This is a genomic window from Corynebacterium sp. HMSC074C05 (assembly GCF_001838325.1).
Classification (GTDB): domain Bacteria; phylum Actinomycetota; class Actinomycetes; order Mycobacteriales; family Mycobacteriaceae; genus Corynebacterium; species Corynebacterium amycolatum.
The window spans coordinates 44,475-61,815 of sequence record NZ_KV836284.1; the positions used below are offsets into that span (position 1 = coordinate 44,475).

At 59.6% G+C, this 17,341-nt stretch carries 17 protein-coding genes; 7 read left to right on the forward strand and 10 right to left on the reverse strand.

Translation table 11 applies throughout. The features are described from left to right. Positions 1 to 81 precede the first annotated feature (81 nt). Together HMPREF3042_RS02795 and HMPREF3042_RS02800 are read right to left on the reverse strand one after the other, a co-directional pair. The gene (locus HMPREF3042_RS02795) at positions 82 to 1,665 is read right to left on the reverse strand and encodes a succinic semialdehyde dehydrogenase (protein ID WP_038626196.1); all 1,584 of its coding nucleotides are present in this window, start codon (positions 1,663 to 1,665) and stop codon (positions 82 to 84) included. A gap of 71 nt (positions 1,666 to 1,736) precedes the next feature. Next, positions 1,737 to 2,069 carry a hypothetical protein gene (locus tag HMPREF3042_RS02800; protein ID WP_016423195.1) on the reverse strand — a complete coding sequence of 111 codons (333 nt, stop codon included), beginning with the start codon at positions 2,067 to 2,069 and terminating at the stop codon, positions 1,737 to 1,739. 238 nt (positions 2,070 to 2,307) lie between these two features. On the opposite strand from HMPREF3042_RS02800, the gene HMPREF3042_RS02805 reads away from it, so the two are divergent. Beyond that, entirely contained in the window at positions 2,308 to 3,135 is an 828-nt protein-coding gene (locus HMPREF3042_RS02805) for a Bax inhibitor-1/YccA family protein (protein ID WP_016423194.1), read from the forward strand. Between the two features lie 321 nt (positions 3,136 to 3,456). Here the strand turns inward: HMPREF3042_RS02805 and greA are convergent, their stop codons facing one another. Further along, on the reverse strand, positions 3,457 to 3,969 hold the full coding sequence (greA, locus tag HMPREF3042_RS02810) for a transcription elongation factor GreA (protein ID WP_016423193.1): 513 nt from the start codon (positions 3,967 to 3,969) through the stop codon (positions 3,457 to 3,459). A gap of 175 nt (positions 3,970 to 4,144) precedes the next feature. Next, positions 4,145 to 4,612, reverse strand: a complete 468-nt coding sequence (locus HMPREF3042_RS02815) for a DUF4307 domain-containing protein (protein WP_070566587.1) — start codon at positions 4,610 to 4,612, stop codon at positions 4,145 to 4,147. A gap of 261 nt (positions 4,613 to 4,873) precedes the next feature. On the opposite strand from HMPREF3042_RS02815, the gene mca reads away from it, so the two are divergent. From mca to HMPREF3042_RS02835, 4 genes are all read left to right on the forward strand, one after another. Next, positions 4,874 to 5,728, forward strand: coding sequence for a mycothiol conjugate amidase Mca (gene mca, locus HMPREF3042_RS02820; RefSeq protein ID WP_070546065.1), 855 nt, complete (start codon positions 4,874 to 4,876; stop codon positions 5,726 to 5,728). Between the two features lie 27 nt (positions 5,729 to 5,755). After that, entirely contained in the window at positions 5,756 to 6,040 is a 285-nt protein-coding gene (locus HMPREF3042_RS02825) for a hypothetical protein (protein WP_016423190.1), read from the forward strand. 312 nt (positions 6,041 to 6,352) lie between these two features. Next, positions 6,353 to 7,444, forward strand: a complete 1,092-nt coding sequence (locus tag HMPREF3042_RS02830; protein WP_070560110.1) for a 3-deoxy-7-phosphoheptulonate synthase — start codon at positions 6,353 to 6,355, stop codon at positions 7,442 to 7,444. Positions 7,445 to 7,482: 38 nt separating this feature from the next. Continuing rightward, positions 7,483 to 8,268 (forward strand): isoprenyl transferase, encoded by a 786-nt coding sequence (locus HMPREF3042_RS02835; protein ID WP_038626180.1) that lies wholly within the window; start codon positions 7,483 to 7,485, stop codon positions 8,266 to 8,268. A gap of 30 nt (positions 8,269 to 8,298) precedes the next feature. Here HMPREF3042_RS02835 and coaA read toward each other — a convergent pair whose 3' ends face one another. Then, positions 8,299 to 9,234 (reverse strand): type I pantothenate kinase, encoded by a 936-nt coding sequence (gene coaA, locus HMPREF3042_RS02840; RefSeq protein ID WP_038626177.1) that lies wholly within the window; start codon positions 9,232 to 9,234, stop codon positions 8,299 to 8,301. A gap of 150 nt (positions 9,235 to 9,384) precedes the next feature. On the opposite strand from coaA, the gene glyA reads away from it, so the two are divergent. Continuing rightward, entirely contained in the window at positions 9,385 to 10,686 is a 1,302-nt protein-coding gene (glyA, locus tag HMPREF3042_RS02845) for a serine hydroxymethyltransferase (RefSeq protein ID WP_049192849.1), read from the forward strand. Between the two features lie 71 nt (positions 10,687 to 10,757). On the opposite strand, the gene HMPREF3042_RS02850 is transcribed toward glyA, so the two are convergent. Continuing rightward, complete coding sequence (locus HMPREF3042_RS02850) at positions 10,758 to 11,975, reverse strand: HNH endonuclease signature motif containing protein (RefSeq protein WP_232250777.1); 1,218 nt, start codon at positions 11,973 to 11,975, stop codon at positions 10,758 to 10,760. Between the two features lie 171 nt (positions 11,976 to 12,146). Further along, on the reverse strand, positions 12,147 to 12,704 hold the full coding sequence (locus tag HMPREF3042_RS02855) for a GNAT family N-acetyltransferase (protein ID WP_070856013.1): 558 nt from the start codon (positions 12,702 to 12,704) through the stop codon (positions 12,147 to 12,149). Positions 12,705 to 12,784: 80 nt separating this feature from the next. Here HMPREF3042_RS02855 and HMPREF3042_RS02860 point away from each other — a divergent pair, with 80 nt between their 5' ends. Then, positions 12,785 to 13,543, forward strand: coding sequence for an enoyl-CoA hydratase-related protein (locus HMPREF3042_RS02860; protein WP_070767186.1), 759 nt, complete (start codon positions 12,785 to 12,787; stop codon positions 13,541 to 13,543). A 42-nt stretch (positions 13,544 to 13,585) separates the two neighbouring features. On the opposite strand, the gene metS is transcribed toward HMPREF3042_RS02860, so the two are convergent. The 3 genes from metS to HMPREF3042_RS02875 form a co-directional block, all read right to left on the reverse strand. Then, positions 13,586 to 13,753, reverse strand: coding sequence for a methionine/alanine import NSS transporter subunit MetS (metS, locus tag HMPREF3042_RS02865; protein ID WP_070856014.1), 168 nt, complete (start codon positions 13,751 to 13,753; stop codon positions 13,586 to 13,588). 5 nt (positions 13,754 to 13,758) lie between these two features. Further along, complete coding sequence (locus tag HMPREF3042_RS02870) at positions 13,759 to 15,369, reverse strand: sodium-dependent transporter (protein WP_070856015.1); 1,611 nt, start codon at positions 15,367 to 15,369, stop codon at positions 13,759 to 13,761. 295 nt (positions 15,370 to 15,664) lie between these two features. Continuing rightward, positions 15,665 to 16,837: an acyl-CoA dehydrogenase family protein gene (locus tag HMPREF3042_RS02875; protein ID WP_048759734.1), complete on the reverse strand. Its 1,173-nt coding sequence runs from the start codon at positions 16,835 to 16,837 to the stop codon at positions 15,665 to 15,667. Positions 16,838 to 17,341: the final 504 nt, after the last annotated feature.

Consider the following 17,341-nt stretch of genomic DNA (forward strand, 5'->3'; position numbering starts at 1 on the left):
AGTCCCACTGGGGGCACCAAAAGGCCAGGTCAGAGAGTTTTCTGACCTGGCTTTTTGCTATTTGTGTGCGCTACACACGTATTACGGCAGGACGTTGAACTTCTTGCCGAGAACAAGTGCCGTGTTGAACACCTTCGAGTACAGCTCACGCGGCATCTGTGGCATCGACACCGGGGAAAGACGCTGCACGGTCACCGTCTGCGCATCGGTGTACTTCAGCAAGCCGCCCGCTGCTTGACGACGGCCCACACCCGAATCCTTGAAACCACCCATCGGGGCATCGACAGACGCGAAGGCCGCAGCAAAACCATCGTTGACATTCACGGTGCCGGCCTCAAGCTGTGGAGCCAGCTCCTTTGCACGACGCGGGGAGGTCCACAGCGAAGCGTTGAGACCATAACGGGAATCGTTGGACTTGGCGATAGCCTCATGGACATCCGAGACACGCTGGAGGACTACCACTGGGCCGAATACCTCTTCGGTCAGCAGGGCGACGCCCTCCGGGACGTCGGTAAGCACGGTCGGCTCGTAGAACAGCGGTCCTAGATCCGGGCGAGGACGACCACCGGCCAGTACAGTGGCGCCGGCCTCGATGGCCTCGTCGACCATGGACTTGACGATGTCGAACTGGCCCTGAGACTGCAGGCAGCCCATTTCGGTTTCCCACTCGTAGCCAGCGCCGATGGACATTGCCTTCACGCGGTCGGTGAATGCCGGGACGAATTCGTCCCAGACGGAGTCCACGACATAGATTCGCTCAATGGACACGCACAGGTGACCGGAGTTGGTGAAGCAGCCGATGCGCGCGCCCTCGACCGCGCGGTTGATGTTGGCATCCTCAGCGACAATCAGCGGGTTCTTGCCGCCGAGCTCCGCGGAGAAACTAATCAGGCGCTCGCCGCACTGCTGTGCCAGTGAGCGGCCGGTCTCGGAGGAGCCGGTGAACATCAGGAAGTCGCACTGGCCGACAATGCCCTGGCCGACAACGCGACCTGGGCCTGGAATGACCTGGAAGAGATCCTCCGGAAGACCAGCGCGGTAGAGCAAATCGACAGCGAAGAGAGCGGTAAACGGAGTGGTGCTGTCCGGCTTGAGCACGATGGCGTTACCAGCCATCAGTGCAGCCAGCGCGTCGGAAACCGCGAGAGTCAGTGGGTAATTCCACGGAGCAATAACACCGACGACGCCCTTTGGGTGGTGGTAGACGGTGGTCTTGGAAAGTACTGGGACAGCACCGTGTGCTCGCTTCGGCTCAAGCAGTTTCGGGCCCTGATTGCCGTAGTAGCGGGCGGTGATAGCGGTGTGTACGAGCTCCTCGTGGGCACTGGCGCGGTTCTTGCCGGTCTCGGCCTGCAGCAGGTCCAGCACCTGGTCGCAGTGGGTAAACAGCAGGTCGTGGAAGTGGTGCAGCACTTCGCCGCGCTTTTCCGGTGCCATGCGGGCCCACTTCTTCTGCGCCGCACGGGCACGCTTGAAGGCCTCGTCGACATCGGCCTGGGTACCGACAGGAATCTGCGCCAGCTCCTGGCCGGTAAATGGCGCCGAGATAGTGGCGGTCTTCGACTTATCAGCTACCGTGACGCGCTGAAGAAGGCGGGCAACGAGCTCGTCGTTAAGCGGATTGCGGATGGTAGTTCGGTTTGTCGTGGCAGTAGATGCTGTCATGGCACAGATACTACTGTTGCGCGACGCTCCGAGATAGTAAATTTGGCAAAACTACTAAAATTTAGAAAACTCTAGTAAGTAGTCCAGCCCATCCGACGGTTGCGGTCCGGGTCTCGCGGGCCATCGTTGCCGAACTCGAACGGTTCGTGACCGTCGACATCGCCGTAGCGCATCTCCGGGTCATCATCCAGATCGTCATCGATGTCGATGTCCGGCTTTTCCTCTGCCAACCGCTTGCCGAGAGTGTCATGCGGAGAAGCGCCTCGCCAGCGGTCTGGAGGATCCATTACATAATTCTCGCCGTCACCGGTGAGGAAGTCGCCATCGAGCCCCTCTGAGCCATCGAGCGTGGTCTCGTCGAAATCACCAGTGGTATCCGGATCGTAGTCAAGGCCATCAGACATCTTGACCAACCTCCTGTTTCGTAATCACTCAAGTGGTGCCCACGCCTGGCGACTGTGAGTGTTTCCGCGATTACAAAATCACCGCCAGCAGGCGAGGAATTACCTTGATACTAACTGTTTTTCAGGGTTGGGAACAATACCTTTACGTCGCCCGTTGTAGACAGTGTAGGCAGACGTATGCACGTGTGCCTAAGTTCAAAACTTGTAAGAAAAACTGAGAAAAAGAAAGAAGGACGACGTGCGCGAAAGCAGCAATCCTGCATTCAGTTCACTTACTAAGACCGTCGCCCGCGGACAGGCGGGCGCACAACACTACGGCCAAGGTCAGATGGGCGCTGACTACGGGGATAACCCGTACCAGTCGCAGGTTGCCGCCGACTACCGTCCGATGACGGTCGACGATGTCGTTTCCAAGACCGGCATCACGCTGGCAACCATCATCGTTTTGGCTGCAGTCAACTTCTTCATTGCCGTTAGCGTCTCCACCAGCCTGGCCATGATTCTGACCATCGTCGGCGCCATCGGTGGTCTGATTACTGTTTTGGTTTCCACCTTCGGCAAGAAGTACGGCTCCGCGCCGGTTACCCTCACCTACGCGGCCTTCGAGGGGCTCTTTGTCGGCGGCATCAGCTTCATGTTCACCGCCCCGATTCAGGGCGTTGCTGCTGGTGCGCTGATTATGCAGGCCGTGCTGGCCACCCTGGGTGTCTTCATCGGTATGCTCTTCGTCTACAAGTCGGGCGCTATCCGTGTGACCCCGAAGTTCACCCGATTCATGAGTGCGGCTCTGATTGGTGTCCTGGTCCTCATGCTGGGCAACCTGGTGCTCTCCCTGTTCGGCCTGGGCTTCCCGCTGCGTGACGGTGGCATGCTGTCGATCATCTTCTCGCTGGTCTGCATCGGCCTGGCAGCCTTTAGCTTCCTGATTGACTTTGATCAGGCTGACCGACTGGTCCGCGCAGGTGCTCCGGCTCAGTACGCCTGGGGTGTCGCCCTCGGCCTGGCTGTGACCTTGGTCTGGCTCTACACCGAGATTCTGCGTCTGCTGTCCTACTTCAGGGACTAAACGCTAGAAAACTAACTAACGCACAAGCGCCGGTTAGCCCGTTTTACGGGTTGGCCGGCGCTTTGCTCTTATCTGATGAGCTGCTTTCTCGATTCGCATTAAACACGGACGCGCGGTGGGCCAATCGACCGGCAGTCAACATTTTGACCAATCGGGCTGTGCAGTGTGACGTCGTAAAGCGCGATATTGAAGCGGGAGAGGGTACAAAAAATGGACCGATAGGCCATATGGGCTTCTATCGGTCCAAGAATCGGGCGCTGTGGCCCGAGATCGCCGCCTGGGTTGAGGCGGTCTAGCGCCGGGGGTAAGTAACCTCAGCGCTTAGGCATCCATCTCCGGGTTGTACGGCTCAGCCTTAACTACGGTGACAGACACTTCGTCGCCGCTCGGGGAAGCGTAAGTGCGGGTCTCGCCCTCCTTAGCGCCGACCAGAGCCTTACCCAGCGGGGAATCGGTGGAGTAGGTCTCCAGGTTCGGGTTGGAGGAGTCAGCGCCACGGGTACCGATGAGGAAGGTCTCGGTGTCGTCCTCGTCGCCGTCGTAGTAGACGTGGACCACGGTGCCGACCAGAGCCACACCGGACTCCTGCGGGATCTCGCCGACAGTGGCGCGCTGGAGCAGGTCTTCGAGGTAGCGGATGCGTGCCTCTTCCTGTCCCTGCTGCTCGCGGGCGGCATCGTAGCCGGCGTTTTCCTTCAAGTCGCCCTCTTCGCGACGCTCGTTAATCTCGGCGGCGATGACCGGGCGGTTTTCATATAGCGCCTCAAGCTCGGCCTTGAGCTTGTCGTAGGACTCCTGGGTGAGCCATGGGCTATTGTTCTTTGCCTCAGTCATGGTTCCTCCTGTGTTTTTGGCTATTTAATACAAAAGCGGCCCCGCGTGGGGCCGTCGGCTGCGTCACAGGATAGCACTGTCACGCCACATGGCAATAACAGGCGCGTCGGAGTGTTGTCGCGCACGCTTTACGACGTGCCCCCCGCAGCGCATGATCCTCAGTCGCGAAGGGAGATTACTTCGCAGGTGCGAGGAACTCCGGAATGTCGGTGGAGCAGCCATAGACATCGCCTGCGACGGCCAGCTCGCGGGTGGCAATGGGGACGTCCATCCGCACGGTAGCGGGGCCGCCGCCCGGGATGAATACGTCGCGACGCCCGACCTCTGCCACGTCATAGTTCAGCGCATAGATAATGCAGTAGCTATCCAGCTCCGGCTTTTCGCGGGTGACGTCCAGCGTGAAGATGAACTGCTCATCTTCCTTACCTGGAGTGCGGCTCCAGCCCGCTTGCGTTGCAGAGACATCCGGGGCGGAGACGCGGTTCATCTGAACGAAGATGTATGCGCCGGCGATGACGAGCATGCCAACAATAGCGATGACAACCAATTTTGCGGGGAGAGTGCGACTGTTGTCCCCATAGCGCTCGCGCTCTCGCTTCGGCGCTGCGGTATTTCGGGTGTTTCGCTCCGAACTTTCAGCCATGCTTTTTAGCCTATCGGAGTTCTCGGTCGACGTGGTAAAATGTTGACAGTTAAACAATCTTTCTGGTGTGGCGCGGTGTCCTGCTGCTATGTCGTTCCACCGAGTAGCGATGCTGCGTGGTCATATGATGGTGCAGCGCTATAGTGGGGCGGTATTGAAACGGTGCTGGAGTAGCATCGTTGCGGTCGAAGGGCTCCGGCCTTGGCCAGAAAACATGGACTGAGATAGTAGCGGGAGTGACTTCAATTGACACTTCGTCTGATGGCAATTCACGCTCATCCTGATGACGAATCGAGCAAGGGCGCCGCAACGATGGCCCGATATGCGGCGGAAGGGCATCGCGTCAAAGTGGTGACCTGCACCGGCGGTGAGGCCGGCAGCATTCTCAACCCTGCGATGGATCGGCCGGAGGTGCGGGAGAATATCGCCGCAGTGCGCGTTCACGAAATGGCTGCAGCCGCTGAGACTCTCGGCGTTGAACATGAGTGGCTCGGCTTTACCGACTCCGGTCTGCCTGCGGGCAACCCGGTGCCGGTGCTGTCGCACGGAGTGTTTGCTCGCCAATCGGTCGAGGATGCGACCAAGCCTCTCATTCGGGCAATTCGCGAGTTTCGTCCGCACGTCGTCATTACTTACGACGAAAACGGTGGCTACCCGCACCCGGACCACATCATGACCCATATCGTGTCCATGCGCGCTTGGCTGGAGTCTGGAACGGATAAGTACCCCGAGCTCGGTGAACCATGGGAAATTTCCAAGCTCTACTACACCCACGGTTTCATCAAGGCGCGTCTCATCGCGCTGGACAACTACTATCGCGACAACGGTTTGGAAAGCCCGCTGGCCGAGTCCTTCCGCCGTTGGACTAAGACTCCCGGCGACATCATGACCCGCGTGACCACGCAGGTTGAGTGCGGCGATTACTTCCAGCAGCGGGATCAGGCGCTGCTGGCGCACGCTACGCAGATCGATCCGAACGGGCCATTCTTCGCCGTGCCGGTAGACATTCAGCAGCGCGTTTGGCCGACCGAAGAGTTTGAGCTTGCCCGCACTCGAGTGCAGACCGAGCTGCCAGAGACCGATCTCTTCGCCGGTATCGACCCCGACGCGGAATAGTCCGGAATTAACGCTAAGCTGGAACTCATGATTGAAAGCTTCGATGCCTTGGCGGCTCGCACGACAATTTTCCTGGCGCAGAACCCCACTGGTCCGCGGGGTGCTGACTTCGGAAAGGCCTCTCCTGTTGGCCTGCTCATCATTGTCGTTTTGCTCATCGTCATCCTGGCTCTCGGCTGGGATCTCTCGCGGCGCGCGAAGCGCATGGCCGCTCGCCGGAAGTTCGCCGAGGCGCACGACATGGATCCCTTCGATTCCGAGGCTGTGGATAAGGCGATGGCTGCAGCAGAGCAGCGTCGTGAAGCGGAGTAGTCAGCGTCAAGGTGTGTGCGCGTCGCTTGACGACGGGCAGTTGCGCGCACCCCTGATTGTTTCCCGTGTGGCGGGATTTGGAGTTCGAATTGCGGGATTCTAGGCAGTGCGCTACAGTCAAGCGCATGCGTATGTGGCGATTTTATTTTTCGAAGGCTCCGGAGGCAGTGACGACATAGTCACAGCCGGCGGCTATTCGTCACGTCGCCACCAACCGGAGCCAAAGGCAGCAGCCCCACCAATAGGGGCGCTGCCTTTTGTCGTATCTACAGCCAAATACATGCGTAACGCCCCAGAGAAAAGAGACCTCAGATGACCCCTCCAACTTCCCTCGAAGCCCCCGCCTCTACCGCGAACCGCCGTGTCGTAGCCTTCCACGACCTGCCCTCCCCAGAAGAGGTCATGGCCAAACAGCCACTGACCCCGAACCTAGTTAACGAAGTGGAGCAGTCGCGACTCGACATCGCCCGCGTCATCGCCCGCGAGGACGATCGCCTGCTGGTCGTTGTCGGCCCGTGCTCCATTCACGACCCCGAGGCCGCCATCGACTACGCCCGCCGCCTGAAGGCCACCGCCGATGAGCTCGACGAGGACCTGCTGGTCGTCATGCGCGTCTACTTCGAAAAGCCGCGCACCACCGTCGGCTGGAAGGGACTCATCAACGACCCCGACCTGGATAGCTCCTTCAAAATCAACAAGGGCCTGCACATGGCCCGCGAAGTGCTCATCGAGGTCCTGCGCACCGGCCTGCCCGCCGGCGCTGAATTCCTCGAGCCCAACAGCCCGCAATACATCGCCGATGCCGTCTCCTGGGGTGCGATTGGTGCGCGCACCACGGAGTCGCAGGTCCACCGCCAGCTCGCTTCCGGACTTTCCATGCCCATCGGCTTCAAAAACGGCACCGACGGCAACGTCCAGGTCGCCGTGGACTCGCTGGTCTCTGCAGCAAACCCGCACTTCTTCTTCGGCATGAACGACCAGGGCCGCGCCGCCGTCGTCGAAACCGCCGGCAACCACAATTGCCACCTCATTCTCCGCGGCGGCACCTCCGGCCCGAACTGGGACGAGGCATCGCTTAACGACGCCGAAGCCCGCCTGAACAAGGCCGAGCAAACCATCAGCATCATGGTGGACGCCTCCCACGCCAATTCCGGAAAATCCGAGGTGCGCCAGGCCGAGGTCGTTGAGGAGCTCGGCAAGCTCATCGGTGCCGGCGACGAGCGCATCACCGGCATCATGATGGAGTCCTTCCTCGAAGCCGGTGCGCAAAAAATTACCGATGGGCGTAATGGCCTCGTATACGGCAAGTCCGTCACCGATGCCTGCATGGATTGGGAAACCACCGACCGGCTGCTGCGTACGCTTGCGACAGAAGTCCGGAAGCGTCGGCAGGCACGTGACTAAGCACAAAGCGGCCGTGCCCATTGGGTAGAGTTACATATGTGAAAGAAAACCAGCCGTCCTCACTCCGGCGGATTGCGTATCCGCTCTACGAGCGCAAACTAGCCCAAGAGCTAGAAGGAAAACCTCGCCCCAAGCACGTTGCCATCATGGCCGATGGCAACCGCCGCTGGGCGAGGGAGGCTGGCTTCACCGACGTAAGCCACGGCCACCGCGTCGGCTCCCGCAAAATCGCAGAATTCGTCGGCTGGTGCGCCGAGCAGGAAATCGAGCTGGTCACCATCTACCTGCTCTCCACCGAAAACCTCGGGCGCGACCCCGAAGAGCTGGAGTTACTGTTCGACATCATCGCCGACGTCGTCGACGAATTGGCGCAATCGCCTAACGACGTGCGCCTGCGCATGGTCGGCCACCTCGAGCTCCTTCCGGAAAGAATGACCGCCCGGCTACGCCACGACGAAGAAGTCACTGCGAACAACACCGGCATCCAGGTCAACATCGCCGTTGGCTACGGTGGTCGGCAGGAAATCGTCGACGCAGTACGCAGAATCATCCGGGAATCAGTCGCCGAAGGAATTGATGCTTCCGAGCTCGAGGAGAGCATCACCACCGACGCCATTTCTCGCCGCCTCTATACATCCGGACAACCGGACCCCGATCTAGTCATCCGCACTTCCGGAGAACAGCGGCTCAGCGGCTTCCTTCTCTGGCAAACCGCCTACTCCGAGATTTGGTTCACCGATACCTACTGGCCCGAATTCCGCCGCATCGACTTCCTCCGCGCACTTCGAGACTTTTCGCAGCGCTCACGCCGCTTCGGCAAATAACCTCCCTACATCCGGAAAAATTTCCGGATGTTAGAGTTTGCGCATCCGGACCCTCGAAACCTTGTGGTCCCGAGACTTCGTAAGAACTAATGACGCCCGCACTCGAGTGGGCAAAATATTTTCCGTCAGGTTCGGCAAGTTCACCTGCTGCCAAATGCGTCGGGCCACCTCGGCCGCAGCTTCGTCGTCAAGCGTGGCGTAATCCGCGAAGTGCGCGCCCGGAGCGCGAAACGCCGTCTGGCGGAGACTGAGGAAACGATTAATGTACCAGCGTTCGATGTCCGCGCGCGGGGCATCGACGTAGACACTGAAATCGAAAAGATCGGAAATCATCAGCGTCGGGCCCGTCTGCAAAACGTTGAGCCCCTCGAGAATGAGAATGTCCGGACGATCGACATCGACGAACTCATCCGGCACCCGGTCATAGAGCGTGTGCGAATACACCGGCGCCTTCACATGCCGCGCCCCCGACTTCACCGCCGTGACAAACCGCATCAACGCACGCTGATCATACGACTCCGGATACCCCTTGCGCTGCATAATGCCACGGCGATTCAATTCCTCAGAAGGGTAGAGGAAGCCATCAGTGGTGACCAAGTCCACCCGCGGATTAGTCTCCCAGCGCTCGAGCAGTACCTGCAGCAAACGCGCCGTCGTTGACTTGCCGACCGCCACCGAACCCGCGACGCCGATAATAAACGGCACCGACGCCCCCTTCGAAGGATTTTCCCCAAGGAAGTTCGACGTTACAGCGTTCAGCTCCCGATGCGCCGCCACACGCATATGAATCAACCGGGAAAGCGGAAGATAGACCTCGGCGACTTCGTCCAGGTCGATGTTTTCACCGATACCGGAAAGTCGTTCAGCTTCCTCTTCCGTCAGCACCAGAGGCATATTCTTGCGCATTTCGCGCCACTGCTCGCGTTTGAACTCGACGTACGGGCTGGGGGATGTTGCGCGCGTCATACTTCCAATTGTGCCAAGGGGGTGCCGAAAACCGGAAAACGAGTCAATAAAGGGGGCATGCTTGATTGGTGCTGCTTTCGTGGTTTGCCCCATAAAGGGCTAGCATGGCCTGTGGCATTGAAGTTTTATTGAAAGGTCGAAAACCTACTCATGACCGGGGCTAACAATAACGATGTCCGCTACCAATCGCTGCGTGAACTCGATCCCGACCTCGCAGAGGCAATGGCAGGGGAGCTCTCTCGTCAGCGTGACATGCTCGAAATGATTGCTAGTGAGAACTTTGTTCCACGTGCAGTGCTGCAGGCTCAGGGCTCGGTTCTGACCAACAAGTACGCCGAAGGATACCCGGGTCGTCGTTACTACGGCGGCTGCGAATACGTCGACGTCGTCGAGGACATGGCACGCAACCGCGCCAAGGAGCTCTTCGGCGCTGAGTTCGCCAACGTTCAGCCGCACGCAGGCGCGCAGGCCAACGCTGCCGTTCTGCATGCGCTGATCAACGCCGGCGACAAGATTATGGGCCTCGACCTGGCACACGGCGGTCACCTGACCCACGGCATGAAGCTGAACTTCTCCGGCAAGCTCTACCACGTCGCCGCATACGGTGTGGATAAGGACACCATGCGGATCGATATGGACAAGGTGCGTGAGCAGGCGCTCGCAGAAAAGCCGGATGTCCTCATCGCAGGTTGGTCGGCGTACCCGCGCCACCTCGACTTCGAAGCTTTCCGCTCCATCGCCGATGAGGTCGGCGCGAAGCTGTGGACGGACATGGCGCACTTCGCAGGTTTGGTTGCCGCCGGTCTGCACCCGTCGCCGGTTCCGCATTCTGACGTTGTGTCGACCACCGTTCACAAGACTCTCGGTGGCCCTCGTTCGGGCATGATTTTGGCCAAGCAGGAGTACGCCAAGAAGCTGAACTCCGCTGTTTTCCCGGGGCAGCAAGGTGGTCCGCTGATGCACGCTATCGCCGGCAAGGCCGTGGCGCTGAAGATTGCTGGTACCGAGGAGTTCAAGGAGCGCCAGCAGCGCACTCTCGCCGGTGCCCGCATCCTGGCTGAGCGTCTCACCGCTGCCGACTGCGCCGAGGCTGGCGTCGATGTTCTCACTGGCGGCACCGATGTCCACCTGGTTCTGGCGGATTTGCGCAATTCGGAGATGAACGGCCAGGAGGCCGAGGATCTACTCCACGCTGTTGGCATCACCGTCAACCGCAATGCTGTTCCGTTTGACCCGCGTCCTCCGATGGTTACATCCGGACTTCGTATCGGTACTCCGGCGCTGGCCACCCGCGGTCTCGACGAGAAGGCCTTCACCGAGGTCGCCGATGTCATCGGTACTGCTCTCGCCGCCGGCAAGAATGCGGATGTTGACTCCCTGCGTGCTCGTGTTTCGAAGATCGCTCAGGAATTCCCGCTTTACGACGGCATCGAGGACTGGAACCTCATCTAATTCTGCGTTTTTGCAGCGCAAGTACCCGTTCTAGCAGTGCGCTAGGACGGGTTTTCCCATACATCCGGGTTTTAGTCCGGAGGTGGTGGCTCCGGCCCAAGCTGTTTCGTCGTACCCGCTCGATACCCCGCGTACGACCTCCCGGACATTGACGTCACAAACGAGTTACTAAACAGGGGCGGTCGAGTTTTGTCCGGCGGGCGCCATCGAATATGTCCGGACGTGGGGATGCGTTCGAGATAGCCGTTGCGTCCTTCCCGGTCGTCGTCGTTAAGCCCGTTGTGTTCTCGGCAGACCATGGTGAGGTTGTCCAGCGTGGTTGTGCCGCCGTTTTTGTGGGCGACTAGGTGGTGCGCTTGTCCGCTATAGGCGGGGCGTTCACAGCCGGGCCAGGCGCAGATGGGGTTGTCGATGAGCATCGCGATGCGCTGCTCTTCAGTCGCCAGACGTGGGTTGCCGATGGGAAATAAGTCCGTAATGGCGCTGTGTTCGTCGTAAAGCACGGCCCACCCGGTGTCGGCGAGTAGGGCGTTGAGGAAGACGTCGGGCGCGAGCGCGGAGCCGTTGGTGGTGGCGGCGAAGCGCGGGCTGTAGTCGATGATGTCTTGTGCGGTGATGATGATGGCGGGTTGGTAGCGCATTTCATCGAGCTTGTCGACGGGCATTGCGGCATCGGCATGCTCGAGGCGCTCGGCAAGCGCCTGACCGACGCAACGGTCGTGGGAAAACTCCGGATGGGACTTCCGGATTTCTGCGGCGCGGATGGTAAGCGGCGACAGGAGATTGTCGAGCATATCCGAGGGGCCGGAGATGTGGAAGTGCTTCATTCCCCGGATGTCTACCTTCCGGGAAAACCGGGCGCGCAGGTGCTGGGGTGGTTCGTCTTCGGTGTTGAGCTCGGTGAGAGTTTCCCGCATGTAGAGATCGAGTTCTTCGAAGCCGAGACGCTCGGCGGCCGCGACGAATGTGAGCCGCAGGTTGTCGTGGAGTTCTGCGTTGTTGGCTTGGCGGCTGCGCTTGTCGATAAGCACGCAGGTGTCCAGGCTGAGCCCGAGTCGGCGGGCCAGAGCGGTGGCGTCTTCGCGGGCTTTGGTGTTTTCCTCGGTGTCAGCGGGTTGGAGATAGTGGGCGGCGACGCGTAGCAACAGCCGAAGGCGCGCCGGGTCAAGGCCGAGGGTTGCCGCCAGGTGGGAGGTGGCGTCGTGGCCGTCGGGACGGGCGGCGTGGAGTTCCGCCAGCGTGTCCATTCCGCGCGAGGCCAGTGTGGCGAGCGTCCCAAGAACTGTCATGCCTTCGAAGGTAAAAGTCCGGATGTAGGGGGACAACGCCCATGAGGGCAGGCTGTGGATAAGTCACCCAGTTTAGCAGTTATCCACATCCGGACTTTTCTGTTGCCGCATTACCCTGCAAACGCAGCGCAGCTGAACCTTCACACCGCCGCACAGCAGCATCTCCGCCTTCTACGCCCCGAAGTCAGCGAGCGGCTGTCCGGTGAGGCGGAAGGTGTCCCATTCGTCCATGGGGAAGGCGCCGAGGGAGCGGTAGAAGTCGATGGAGGGTTGATTCCACTTCAGGACGCACCACTCGACACGTGAGTAGCCTCGCTCCACGGCAATTCGCGCGAGGTTCTGCAGCAGTGCTTTGCCCTTGCCGGTGCCGCGTGCCTCGGGACGGACGTAAAGGTCTTCGAGGTAGATGCCGTGGGTGCCTTCCCAGGTGGAGTAGTTCAGGAACCACAGTGCAATGCCGTCGAGGCGAGGGCCGCCACCAACACCGCCACTACTAACAACACCGCCACTACTAACACCGGCGCCGTTATCGTCGCAATCGTCCAAATTTCCGGATGTGGAGTCGACGACATGGCAGAAAATCGCGGGGTTGTCCCCGAAGAGCTGTTCGCGCAGGCGCTCGGGGGTCAGTCGGACGGCGTCGGGTTCTTTTTCGTAGGCTGCCAGGTCTTTGATGAGGTCGACGATCTCGTGGACATCGTCAGGCGTGGCGGGGCGTGGAAGTGTCATGTGTCCCTTGTTACTCGCGGCGGGTGATTTGGTGCAAAAGTGCGTCCGAGGCGGGGGAGATTGCGATAACCTGCGAGGTTATGAGCAACGTTACTCAAGAATTTTCCGACGGCATTCTAGCCATCACCATCGACCGCCCGGATGCATACAACTCCCTGGATAAGAATCTCCGCTTGGAGCTAAAAGCCGCTTTTGAGCGTGCGCAAGAGCCGGACGTGCGCGCTGTTATCCTGCTCGGCGGACCGAAGGCGTTTTGTACGGGCCAGGATTTGAAGGAGCACATCTCTGACCTGCAGTCGGGCGCTGGCATGGGCAAGGTTGTCGAGGAGTACAACCCGATGGTCGCGGAGCTGACCGCGATTAACGTTCCGGTTATTGCCGCTATCGAAGGTGCTGCGGCGGGTGCCGGTTGGTCGCTGGCGCTGCACTGTGATTTCCGTATCGCTGGCCCGAAGGCGTCGTTCAAAGCGGCGTTCCCGTCGATTGGCCTGGCCACGGACTGTGGCATGTCGGCGCTGCTGCCGCGCATGGTCAGCGACGCGAAGGCGCGCGAGCTGTTGTTCTTCGATAAAAAGGTGCTTGCCGACGAGGCCCTGAGCCTCGGCCTGGTTACTGAAGTGGTGGATGATCCAGCGGCTCGGGCACGTGAGCTGGCAGCCCAGTTTGCCGCGGGCCCGACGGCCGCGCTGAAGGAGATCAAGACTCTGCTGCGCCGGGACACTCTGGCCGCTGCGGCGGCGGAGGCGGATGCGCAGGCACGCCTGGCGGTCTCGGCCGACCATAAGGAAGCGGTGGCCGCTTTCTTGGAGAAGCGACCACCGCGTTTCGTAGGTGAGTAAGTCAGATACCTGGAGTGGCAGGAGAGAAGTAGTAGTGAAGAACTACTGCTCTTCCTGCGCTCCTAGTACTTCGCTGGTGAGCTCTGGGTGATCTCCCAGTTCACCGGAAACCTCGTCGGGGTGCTTGGATAGGCTGATCAGCGCGACCGCCAGGCCGCCCCAGATGACGATGATGAACAGTGCCATCATGACAATTGCGATACCGGACATTTGGCTTAAACCTCCTGATTTTCCGGAGTGTGCTTGCGTGGCAGGTGTGAGGTCCGCTTGAAATCTGGCGTCACGCCGAAGTCCGAGCCCGGAGGGCCGTCGAGACGGTGTTGGCCGCGCCAAGGCAGGATGGCCATAATCAGAGCGCCGATGAGAATCACGCCGATGACGCCCCAACCGAAGATGTCGATTTGGGTGTCGGAGTAGCCTTCGTAGTTTTCCTGGAAAAGTCCAATGAGCTCCTGGAACAGGATGACGGCGAGAATGACCGGCGTGATGTTTCCGACGAAGATCTGCCACATGGTGCCGACCTTGAACGAGGACACGGCGTTGAGGTGCATAGCGAACTCGTTGGTGCGGCGCAGGATCCAGTCGATTGCGATGATGGTCAACAGCGCAACCAGGACGATACCGACGTTGTTGGTGAACTTATCGACGATGTCGAGGGTTACCAGACCTGAGGTGGTCGGGAAAGCCAGCAGCGAGATGACGGCCATGGAGCCGCCGACAGTGAGAGTGGCCTGGACGCGGCCGAGGTTCAGCTTGTCCTTGACTGCGGAGACGACGACCTCGAGTAGCGACATCAGGGAGGTCACACCGGCGATTGCCAGGGAGAGGAAGAATAGCAGGCCGAAGACCGAACCGATGAAGTTTGGCATCTCAGAGATGACCGTCGGGAAGGCGATGAAGGCAAGACCAATACCGGAGGTTGCGACCTCGTCGACAGCCTGACCCGACTGCGCTGCCATGAAGCCCAGGGTGGCGAAGACACCGATACCGGCGAGAACCTCGAAGGAGGAGTTTGCGAACGCGGTGACCAGGCCGGAGCCGGTGAGGTTCGTGCGTGGCTTCAGGTAGGAGGCGTAGGTCAGCATAATGCCGAAGGCCACGGACAGGGAGAAGAAAATCTGGCCGTAGGCGGCAATCCAGACGCTGGAGTCAGTGAGCGCGGACCAGTCTGGGGTGAAGAATGCGTCCAGGCCCTGTGCAGCGCCGTCCAGGGTCAGGGAGTAGATGACCACTGCGACGAAGAGAACGGTCAGCAGCGGGATGAAGATGACGGAGACCTTACCGATGCCCTTGTCCACACCAGCGGCCAGAATGCCGATGACGAGTACCCAGACAATGAGCAGGACGATGGAAATCGAGGGGACGAAGTCGAGAGAGAAGACGCTCTCGGTGTCCGCTTGGAGGAAGTCCTTCATGAAGTGGGTCTCGGCATCTGGGCCCCAGCTCTTGCGGATGGACTTCCAGGCGTAGATGAAGGACCACGCGATAATAACGGCGTAGTAGACGGTAATGAAGAAGGCGATACCGACCTGAATCCAGCCAATTGGCTCTGCCCAGGACTTAATGCGGCGCATCGACTTCGGTGCGGAACCGCGGAAGCGGTGGCCGATGGCGAAGTCGAGGAAGAGCAGTGGGATACCCGCGGTCAGAAGTGCGACCAGGTAGGGGATAAGGAAGGCGCCACCGCCGGAGCCGTATGCGACATAGGGGAAACGCCAGATGTTTCCAAGCCCGACTGCCGAGCCGATGGCGGCGAAAATGAAGGCTGCTCGGGTGGAAAACACCTCCCTTCGCTGAGGGGTAGCGGTCGAGTTAGTTGTGCTCATACCTCTGGAACTCCAATCCTTCATCTTCGGTCACGCGCCCGCGTGGCCGAGGGGAAAATTGGTGAAGTGCATCACCATTACCTAATGGAATCTTAGTATATGAGATAGGTATCTCATTGTATAGTTTCAGTTTTGTAGGGGGTAATGGTTTTGGTGAGGGGTGTGGCACAGGGGGAGGGCAGCTCCAATCAAGCCTCGTAAATAATCACCAGCCATGAACTTTGAGGTATGCAAAAACCCCGCCAGGAAAACCTGACGGGGTTTGTGTCGAATCAGCTAGGCCGACGTGCGCTATTTACTCTGCGCCGCCCTTGGCGATGCGACGGAAGATGATTTCCTTCATGATCTCGTTGGTGCCACCGTAAATGGTCTGGACCTTGGAGTCGAGGTAGTGAGTGGAGATCGGGTACTCGAGCATGAAGCCGTAGCCACCGAACATCTGCAGACAGCGGGTAACGATGTCCTGCTGCTCCTCGGTGGTCCAGTACTTGGCCATGGAAGCGCCGGTCTCGTCCAGCTGGCCTGCGTTGTGAGCCATAACGGCCTGGTCAACGAAAGCCTGCAGGGCGGTGACGCGGGTGGCGATGTCAGCCAGGTAGTGGCCGTGGACCTGGTGCTGGATGATCGGGCGGCCGAATGCCTCGCGCTCCTGAGCGTACTTGTAAGCGAGGGTCCAGGCGCGGCGGGAAGTTGCAACAGAGCCGCAAGCCAGGGTCAGTCGCTCGTGAGCGAGGTTGGTGCGCAGGTAGCCGAAGGCGGCACCCTCTTCGCCGAGCAGGTTCTCGGCCGGAACGCGGACGTTGTCGAAGTTGAGCTCAGCGGTGTCCTGAGCCTTCAAGCCGACCTTCTGCAGCGGGCCAGCCTTGGTGAAGCCCTCGAGGTCGGCGTCGACGATGAACATGGAGACACCAGCGCGGCCCTTGGATGGGTCGGTGATAGCTGCGACGAGAGCGAAGTCGGCCATCATGCCGTTGGAGATGAAGATCTTGGTGCCGTTGAGGACGTAGTGGTCGCCGTCCTTCTTGGCGAAGGTGCGCATACCTGCCAGGTCGGAACCTGCGCCCGGTTCGGTCATGGCGAGGCAGCCGATGGTGTCGCCGGCGTTCATGGAAGCCAGGTACTTCTGCTTCTGCTCTTCGTTGCCGAACTTAGCCAGGTACGGAGCGACCAGGTCGTTGAGAACGCCGAAGGAAACGACGATGGAGCCACAGTCAGCGTTGGAGAGCTCCTCGTTCAGGACCTGGTTGTAGCGGAAGTCCATCTCTCCGCCGCCGCCGTATGCCTCCGGAGTGGACATACCAATCAGACCGAGCTCGCCGGCCTTCTTGAAGACCTCGCGATCCGGCTGGCCTTCCTTGTGCCAGCGCTCTACGTTTGGGGTGATTTCCTTCTCGACGAAGCCGCGAACCATGTCGCGGAACATGTTGTGCTCTTCTTCGAAGTGAGTACGGGGCAGAAAGTCCTTCATGACATGCTCCTAGAAATATTGTCGTGGAATTTTTGTCTTAAGGCCTTTTCGTACGTCGCAGATAAACGCTGCAGATAAACGCGATGGCCTCGGTTCATCGTCATAGTGACTATGACTGTTGTACCCCATTATGCATGAGTGTGATGAGAGACACTTGTTTTTTTAAAAGTTTTTTCCCGATTGGTGATGTGGAATCGCTTGACGACGGATATTGCGCCCAGCCTTCCCGGAAAACTACCCCCGTTGCGGTTGGGGGTTGCTATTGAATTCGGACTATCGCCGACGGTCGGCAATATTAGGTAATGCTAACCTACAAAGCCAGGTGGATGGCTATTTTTGTCATGTCTGCCAGTCGGGCCGCTGGGACTTTGGGGTGGAGAGTGTAAGCGTTTGAGATGGCCGTCATGGGGGTGATTAACGAAACATTCTCGTTTTCTTATTCCCATTAGTGCTGGTGGTCGTTAGTATGAGCATCAGGTGGAGACCGGTTCCCTTGATTATCCG

Coding starts and splice junctions, on each gene's coding strand:
- metS (WP_070856014.1), bottom strand. CDS start 13,753: ATGTCCGGTATCGCAATTGTCATGATGGCACTGTTCATCATCGTCATC.
- HMPREF3042_RS02825 (WP_016423190.1), top strand. CDS start 5,756: ATGATTGAAAGCTTCGATGCCTTGGCGGCTCGCACGACAATTTTCCTG.
- glyA (WP_049192849.1), top strand. CDS start 9,385: ATGACCGGGGCTAACAATAACGATGTCCGCTACCAATCGCTGCGTGAA.
- HMPREF3042_RS02850 (WP_232250777.1), bottom strand. CDS start 11,975: ATGACAGTTCTTGGGACGCTCGCCACACTGGCCTCGCGCGGAATGGAC.
- HMPREF3042_RS02855 (WP_070856013.1), bottom strand. CDS start 12,704: ATGACACTTCCACGCCCCGCCACGCCTGACGATGTCCACGAGATCGTC.
- HMPREF3042_RS02815 (WP_070566587.1), bottom strand. CDS start 4,612: ATGGCTGAAAGTTCGGAGCGAAACACCCGAAATACCGCAGCGCCGAAG.
- mca (WP_070546065.1), top strand. CDS start 4,874: ATGGCAATTCACGCTCATCCTGATGACGAATCGAGCAAGGGCGCCGCA.
- HMPREF3042_RS02830 (WP_070560110.1), top strand. CDS start 6,353: ATGACCCCTCCAACTTCCCTCGAAGCCCCCGCCTCTACCGCGAACCGC.
- HMPREF3042_RS02875 (WP_048759734.1), bottom strand. CDS start 16,837: ATGAAGGACTTTCTGCCCCGTACTCACTTCGAAGAAGAGCACAACATG.
- coaA (WP_038626177.1), bottom strand. CDS start 9,234: ATGACGCGCGCAACATCCCCCAGCCCGTACGTCGAGTTCAAACGCGAG.
- HMPREF3042_RS02870 (WP_070856015.1), bottom strand. CDS start 15,369: ATGAGCACAACTAACTCGACCGCTACCCCTCAGCGAAGGGAGGTGTTT.
- HMPREF3042_RS02795 (WP_038626196.1), bottom strand. CDS start 1,665: ATGACAGCATCTACTGCCACGACAAACCGAACTACCATCCGCAATCCG.
- HMPREF3042_RS02860 (WP_070767186.1), top strand. CDS start 12,785: ATGAGCAACGTTACTCAAGAATTTTCCGACGGCATTCTAGCCATCACC.
- HMPREF3042_RS02800 (WP_016423195.1), bottom strand. CDS start 2,069: ATGTCTGATGGCCTTGACTACGATCCGGATACCACTGGTGATTTCGAC.
- greA (WP_016423193.1), bottom strand. CDS start 3,969: ATGACTGAGGCAAAGAACAATAGCCCATGGCTCACCCAGGAGTCCTAC.